Raw genomic sequence first — 6,767 nt, 5'->3', positions numbered from 1 at the left:
TGAAAGGTTCTGAGAATTTTATTAGGAGCACAAAACGATTTTAGGATAGCTTTAAAGCTAGTGTAAAATGACGTTTGCTTCATCATTTTCAGGGCCGAAAGGAATTAGGGGAAAGCATCTTGTGTTAAAATGCGGCTATGAATCATCTAAGAGGGGGAAGTGAAGTGGCAAACAAAGAATTGAAAAGGGGTTTAGAAGCACGTCATATTCAAATGATTGCTTTAGGCGGAACGATTGGTGTTGGTTTGTTTATGGGATCAGCCAGCACAATTAAATGGACAGGTCCGTCAGTAATGCTTGCTTATGCAATTGCAGGTATTTTCATCTTCTTCATCATGCGTGCCATGGGAGAAATGTTGTATATGGAGCCAAGTACAGGCTCATTTGCGACATTCGGTCATAAGTATATTCATCCACTAGCTGGTTATATGACAGCGTGGAGTAACTGGTTCCAGTGGGTTATCGTTGGGATGTCAGAAATTATCGCGGTTGGAGCGTATATGCAATATTGGTTCCCGGATTTATCAGCTTGGATACCAGGTATAATTGCAATGGTTATTCTTGGTGCAGCTAACTTAATTTCTGTGAAGTCATTTGGTGAATTTGAATTTTGGTTTGCGATGATTAAAATCGTTACGATTCTATTAATGATTATTGCAGGATTTGGCCTTATTTTCTTCGGAATTGGTAACGGCGGAGAAGCGATTGGCATATCTAATCTTTGGTCAAATGGCGGTTTCTTTACAGGTGGTTTTTCAGGATTCTTCTTTGCATTATCACTTGTAGTTGGAGCGTATCAAGGTGTGGAATTAATTGGTATTACTGCTGGTGAAGCGAAGGATCCAAAGAAGACACTTACAAGAGCGATTCAAAGTACAATTTGGCGTATTTTAATTTTCTACATCGGTGCTATTTTCGTTATTGTAACTGTGTATCCGTGGGATCAATTAAGTACAATTGGTAGCCCGTTCGTAGCAACTTTTGCGAAGGTTGGTATTACGGCAGCAGCTGGCCTTATTAACTTCGTTGTTATTACAGCAGCAATGTCTGGTTGTAATAGTGGTATTTATAGTGCTGGACGTATGCTGTATACGTTAGGTGTAAATGGACAAGCACCGAAATATTTCACGAAACTTTCTGGAAATGGTGTGCCTTTATTTGGTACAGTTGGCGTAATTATCGGTCTGGCGGTTGGTGTTGTTTTAAGTTACATCGCACCGAAAAACTTATTCGTATATGTATATAGTGCGAGTGTACTTCCTGGTATGGTACCATGGTTTGTCATTTTAATTAGTCAAATTCGTTTTAGGAAAGAAAAGGGAGCAGAGATGAAAGATCATCCGTTCAAAATGCCATTTGCGCCTGTAACAAACTATTTAACAATTGCCTTTTTAATTATGGTATTAATCGGAATGTGGTTTAACGATGATACACGCATTTCATTAGTTGTAGGTATTATTTTCTTAGCTATCGTTACAATTAGTTTCTATGCTTTCGGAATAGGAAAGCGAGCTCCGTTAGACGTTCAAAATAATAAAGAGATTTCAAGTAAATAAAGAAGAGGCTGTTCATCTGGAACAGCCTTTTCTTATTGTTGTTATTTGTCGATAAATCGATATAACTTGTCGAATCGTTGATATAATTTGATTTGTGATAGATATATTCGAAAAATCGTTAATATAATTTCACATACTACCTATCACTATCATGATTAAAATTTCTCTAATACGATTTTCCCAATGGTGTGCCCGCTTTCAAGTAGTGTATGTGCTTTCTTTAAGTTTTCAGCGTTAATCGGTGTTAATGTTTCATTTAAAGTAAGAATCCTTTACTTCTATATTATAGATGGTGAAATATTGCTATGTAAAAAAATACCCTTTTTTTATGCAAGCTGTACTGATAGTCTAGAAGGAGTTTATTTCTAAAAAGAAGAATTTTTTACTGTATTACTTTATCCAAAACTAAATGTAAAGGTGGATATATAATGACAGTAAAGAAACTTTATTTCATCCCAGCAGGTCGTTGCATGTTGGATCATTCGTCTGTTAACAGTGCGTTAACATCGGGGAAACTATTAAACTTGCCGGTGTGGTGTTATCTTTTGGAGACGGAAGAAGGTCCTATTTTAGTAGACACAGGTATGCCAGAAAGTGCAGTTAATAATGAAGGGCTTTTTAACGGTACATTTGTTGAAGGACAGATTTTACCGAAAATGACTGAAGAAGATAGAATCGTGACTATATTAAAGCGTGTAGGGTATGAGCCAGACGACCTTTTATATATTATTAGCTCTCACTTACATTTTGATCATGCAGGAGGAAACGGTGCTTTTACAAATACACCGATTATTGTGCAGCGAACCGAATATGAGGCAGCACTTCATAGAGAAGAATATATGAAAGAATGTATATTACCGCATTTGAACTACAAAATTATTGAAGGGGATTATGAAGTGGTACCAGGTGTTCAAGTATTGTATACGCCAGGTCATTCTCCAGGCCATCAGTCGCTATTCATTGAGACGGAGCAATCCGGTTCAGTTTTATTAACGATTGATGCATCGTACACGAAAGAGAATTTTGAAGATGAAGTGCCGTTCGCAGGATTTAATCCAGAATTAGCTTTATCTTCAATTAAACGTTTAAAAGAAGTTGTGGCGAAAGAGAAACCAATTGTTTTCTTTGGTCATGATATAGAGCAGGAAAAGGGTTGTAGAGTGTTCCCGGAGTATATATAGTGCAAAAAGTCATGAGTTCGTGTGCTCATGACTTTTTCATTTAAATAATTTTTTTAAATAAATTATAAACTTTTTTTGAACTATCTTCGTTTAACTGATAGTACGTAAGGTTTACATCATCAGGAGTATTTTGCTGAGCAATCATCACTTCGCTGCTGTGATGATCAACTATCCATATGAAATATTTTTTATAAGTTCCATCCTCGAAAGTAATCCACATATCACAATCTATTAAATCTGATCCTTCTTCATCCAATGTTAATTTGCCTTTTTTTGCGGTATTCATACTGTTAATAAATGTTTTTAATTCATCTGTTTTTGTGAGAAAGATATCCTTTTTTGTTTTAATTGATTCTACATGTATATCTTTTATTTCCTGCTTTCCTAAAAAAACAGGGGGCTCATTTGGATCTCGCGAGCTTGAAATAATAGTAGCTTTCTTTTTCGGTTTGTTTGCAGTATAGAGATCTTGAATAGATTTTCCCGAGTTTACAAACCATACAATTCCACAAATAATTAATACGCTACCTAGCAATAAAATACTTTTTTTAATAGGATTTTCTCCTCTCTATTACTTCGTGTGAAGAGCTTTTCTATTAATATATGATAGGTAAGCGTAAAGTATTATAGTTGAACTTGGTTATGCTTCACAGTTTTTATCGGGCGATCTATGAGTAAATTGTAAGTGAGCCCAATTAATACGAAAATGCCACCGATAACTTTACCAATTGAGAGTTCATTTGTCAGGAAGAAATCAATAATAGTCCCCGCAAATAATTGTCCGATAAAGATGAGTAATGTTAAATAAAAGGCTGATATTTTAGGAGTAATATAGTTGGATAATGAAATAACGATAACGCCTACTAATCCGCCTAAGTACACGGCGATAGGAATAGATTGCAACGTATGAATAGGGATATACAATGAATCTGAACTGAAAATTAAAAATAACATAGAGAAAAATAATCCAGTAATATAATTGAAAAATGTGCCTTCCCAGTTTCCAATTTCCTTTGCTAAATTCGCGTTAATAATTCTAGCAACGACGATAGAAACACCAGCTAAAATAGCGATAGTAATATATAACATATTTTTGCCCCCATTAATAAATTGTCATGATAATAATCCCAGAAGAGATGAATGCTAATCCAACTAGTTTTTTCTTTTCAAACTTTGCAACTTTCATTCCTAATAAGCCGAAATGATCGATAATGATGGAAGCAATGGATTGGCCGAGTAAACTTAATGCGATCGTAATAGAGGCACCAAGGACGGAGAAACTTATATTATTAAAAAGAACAGTGAATACTCCAATCGCTCCAGCGCTATATAAAAAAAGCGGAATACCTTTATTGAAATGAATTTTATGTTTGTTTAAGATTAAAACGAAAATAACTGCAATTAAACCGACAAGGTGAATGACAACGCTTGCTGTATACTTCCCAATTAACTCGGATAAAATTCCATTCAATGGAAGCATAACGGCGATGAGCACACCAATAAAGACAGAAAGAAAGTTATACAATGTAATATCCCCTTTGTATTTCATATTTGTAATGACTGTATCATGCTGAAATTGTGTATTGTTATGACATATGTCATAGTGGAAGAAGAAAATTTTGATTACAATGGGGATGAGTTGTAAAGGTGGGGAACTATGAAGAAAGTATGTAATTCTATTAAATTAGCAGAGTATATAAAGCAAAATAATATTGATTCATTTTTTAGTCATGATATGAAGCCATATATGGAACTTATATTTTTTAAAAAGAATGAGTTTATTTGTAGAGAAAATGAAGAGATAGATTATTTATATTTCTTTGTTGAAGGAAAAGCGAAAGCGTTTAACACATTAAGTAACGGGAAATCGGTATTATTATGTTTTTACGATAGTTTGCAGTTACTTGGAGATGTGGAGTTAATTCATTCTCAAAGAATCACTTCAAATGTACAAGTGATGGCAGATTCGTATTGTGTGGGTTTACCTTTAGGAAAAGTGAGAAATAAGCTATTTCATGATGCGAAATTTTTAAGATGTATTTGCGGATCATTGGCACATAAATTAAACCGACTTTCCAAAAACAGTACAATTAATTTATTGTATCCGCTTGAAAATAGACTTGCGAGTTACATGTTAGCAGCAGGGGAACGAGCAGTTCAGCATGAAAATAGAATTGTATTTAGTGGGAATTTAACGGAAATAGCGGAATTGTTAGGAACGAGCTATCGGCATTTGTTGCGAACATTAAATATTTTTTGTGATAAAGAGATAATAAAGAAGAACGATGGATGCTATGAAGTAGTAAACGTGGATGTTTTGAGAGAATTGGCAGCAGATGTTTATAAATAGGAGGAGAGTATAAATGATAACACCTATATTTAGAATTTTTGATATTGAAAAAGCAAAACTATTTTACTTAGGTTTTTTAGGATTTAAACTGGATTGGGAACATCGGTATGAGGAAAATATGCCATTATATTTGCAAATTTCGTTACAGGATGCTGTGATACATTTATCAGAACATCATGGTGATGCCTCACCAGGTGGTGCGATTCGGATTAAAATAGATGATGTAAAGGATTATCATTCTGTATTATTAAGTAAAGAATATGCTTATTCGAAGCCGAATATAGAAAAAACACCTTGGGGTACAATTGAATTAACTGTAATTGATCCGTTTTCAAATAGAATTACACTATACGAGGAAAAATTGTAGAAATGGAATGAAGAGTAGTTCATAGAGCAGTGAACTGCTCTTTTTTATTTTGAGTAGATATTGAATTATATAAAAATAAAATGTTATGATTATGGAAACGTATGAATATATGAACAAGTATTCATACGTTTAAGAAGAGGAGGGATTAGAATGAAAGATCTAATTATTATTGGGGCGGGTCAAGCTGGATTAACAATGGGATATTACTTGAAGCAAGAAGGGTATAATTTTTTATTACTTGAGGCAGGAAAACGAGTTGGTGATTCATGGAGAAATCGATATGATTCTTTGCAGCTTTTTACCTCAAGGTCTTACAGTAGCTTGCCGGGTATGACGTTAATAGGTGAAAAAAATGAATTTCCATATAAAGATGAAATTGCAACTTATTTAGAAGAATATGCAAAACATTTTCAATTACCGGTACAATTACAAACGGAAGTTCTAAAAATAAAGAAAGAAAAAGAAATATTTGAATTACATACTCCTACAGAAATTTTACAAACGAAAAAAGTTATTATCGCATCAGGTGCTTTTCAGCAACCGTTTATTCCCTCAGTTTCAGCAAATCTATCATCACATATTTTTCAAATACATTCATCACAATATAAATCACCATCACAAATTCCTAAGGGAAAAGTACTAGTAGTAGGTGGTGGGAATTCAGGAATGCAAATTGCAGTAGAACTGGCAAAGACTCATGAAGTTACGGTGTCTATTAGTCATCCTTTAACGTTTTTACCGTTACAACTTTTTGGAAAAAGTATTTTTAATCTGCTAGAAAAAGTGGGTTTATTGTACGCTGAAATAAATACAAAGAGGGGAAGATGGTTTCAGAAGAGAAAGGACCCTATTTTCGGTTTTGAAGGTAAGAAACTTATTCGTAATGGAGCAATCAAACTGCAAGAAAAAGTAGTAAGTGCATCAGGAAATAACATTATGTTTCAGAATGGTGATATTTATAGTGCAGAAAGCGTTATATGGTCAACTGGTTTTGTTCAAAATTATAATTGGATTGAAATTGAACAGGCAGTGAATGAGAAAGGATTTCCTAATCATATAAAGGGAATCAGTCCAGTAAAAGGATTGTATTATATCGGTTTACCATGGCAATCTCAAAGGGGTTCCGCACTTATTTGTGGTGTAGGAAAGGATGCAGCGTATGTACTTTCTGAAATCAAAAAAATAGATCAGTAGCGATAACTACTGATCATCCATATGTACATGAATTAGGAGAGGTCAAACATTTATTAACTTTATTATAATAGATTTTTACGGAATTAAAAACTGAAAATTCAAATTTAATGTTGAGAAAG

The 6,767-nt window shown here is 34.0% G+C and carries 8 protein-coding genes and 1 pseudogene; 5 read left to right on the top strand and 4 right to left on the bottom strand.

The annotated features are described in order from the left end of the window. Positions 1-164: 164 nt before the first annotated feature. Positions 165-1,556 (top strand): amino acid permease, encoded by a 1,392-nt coding sequence (locus ACQGS6_RS20525; protein WP_426965503.1) that lies wholly within the window; start codon positions 165-167, stop codon positions 1,554-1,556. Positions 1,557-1,711: 155 nt separating this feature from the next. Here the strand turns inward: ACQGS6_RS20525 and ACQGS6_RS20520 are convergent. After that, a pseudogene (locus ACQGS6_RS20520) lies at positions 1,712-1,819 on the bottom strand (zinc-binding alcohol dehydrogenase family protein); the annotation flags it as partial. Between the two features lie 165 nt (positions 1,820-1,984). On the opposite strand from ACQGS6_RS20520, the gene aiiA reads away from it, so the two are divergent. Next, a complete protein-coding gene (gene aiiA / locus ACQGS6_RS20515; RefSeq protein WP_426965502.1) occupies positions 1,985-2,737 on the top strand; it encodes a quorum-quenching N-acyl homoserine lactonase AiiA in 753 nt (250 codons plus the stop codon). Positions 2,738-2,777: 40 nt separating this feature from the next. Here the strand turns inward: aiiA and ACQGS6_RS20510 are convergent, their stop codons facing one another. The 3 genes from ACQGS6_RS20510 to ACQGS6_RS20500 all read right to left on the bottom strand — a co-directional run bounded on the left by ACQGS6_RS20510 (position 2,778) and on the right by ACQGS6_RS20500 (position 4,286). Continuing rightward, entirely contained in the window at positions 2,778-3,272 is a 495-nt protein-coding gene (locus ACQGS6_RS20510; RefSeq protein WP_242784959.1) for a hypothetical protein, read from the bottom strand. An 89-nt stretch (positions 3,273-3,361) separates the two neighbouring features. After that, a complete protein-coding gene (locus tag ACQGS6_RS20505; RefSeq protein ID WP_000965812.1) occupies positions 3,362-3,826 on the bottom strand; it encodes a DMT family transporter in 465 nt (154 codons plus the stop codon). Positions 3,827-3,839: 13 nt separating this feature from the next. Then, entirely contained in the window at positions 3,840-4,286 is a 447-nt protein-coding gene (locus ACQGS6_RS20500; RefSeq protein ID WP_141444331.1) for a DMT family transporter, read from the bottom strand. 108 nt (positions 4,287-4,394) lie between these two features. Here ACQGS6_RS20500 and yeiL point away from each other — a divergent pair, with 108 nt between their 5' ends. From yeiL to ACQGS6_RS20485, 3 genes are all read left to right on the top strand, one after another. Then, positions 4,395-5,087, top strand: coding sequence for a transcriptional regulator YeiL (gene yeiL / locus ACQGS6_RS20495; RefSeq protein WP_098536486.1), 693 nt, complete (start codon positions 4,395-4,397; stop codon positions 5,085-5,087). Between the two features lie 13 nt (positions 5,088-5,100). Beyond that, positions 5,101-5,454 carry a glyoxalase superfamily protein gene (locus tag ACQGS6_RS20490; RefSeq protein WP_000632403.1) on the top strand — a complete coding sequence of 118 codons (354 nt, stop codon included), beginning with the start codon at positions 5,101-5,103 and terminating at the stop codon, positions 5,452-5,454. Positions 5,455-5,604: 150 nt separating this feature from the next. Then, positions 5,605-6,648, top strand: coding sequence for a flavin-containing monooxygenase (locus tag ACQGS6_RS20485; RefSeq protein ID WP_000653875.1), 1,044 nt, complete (start codon positions 5,605-5,607; stop codon positions 6,646-6,648). The last annotated feature ends 119 nt before the right edge of the window (positions 6,649-6,767 follow it).

The organism is Bacillus sp. GMs2/2 (assembly GCF_050172095.1).
GTDB lineage: Bacteria > Bacillota > Bacilli > Bacillales > Bacillaceae_G > Bacillus_A > Bacillus_A cereus.
Note: the sequence above shows the minus strand (reverse complement) of the source record. Positions and strands in the feature narration are given on the sequence as shown.

Excerpts from the sequence above, each read along its gene's own strand:
- ACQGS6_RS20500 (WP_141444331.1), bottom strand. The coding sequence starts at position 4,286 with ATGAAATACAAAGGGGATATTACATTGTATAACTTTCTTTCTGTCTTT.
- yeiL (WP_098536486.1), top strand. The coding sequence starts at position 4,395 with ATGAAGAAAGTATGTAATTCTATTAAATTAGCAGAGTATATAAAGCAA.
- aiiA (WP_426965502.1), top strand. The coding sequence starts at position 1,985 with ATGACAGTAAAGAAACTTTATTTCATCCCAGCAGGTCGTTGCATGTTG.
- ACQGS6_RS20485 (WP_000653875.1), top strand. The coding sequence starts at position 5,605 with ATGAAAGATCTAATTATTATTGGGGCGGGTCAAGCTGGATTAACAATG.
- ACQGS6_RS20490 (WP_000632403.1), top strand. The coding sequence starts at position 5,101 with ATGATAACACCTATATTTAGAATTTTTGATATTGAAAAAGCAAAACTA.
- ACQGS6_RS20505 (WP_000965812.1), bottom strand. The coding sequence starts at position 3,826 with ATGTTATATATTACTATCGCTATTTTAGCTGGTGTTTCTATCGTCGTT.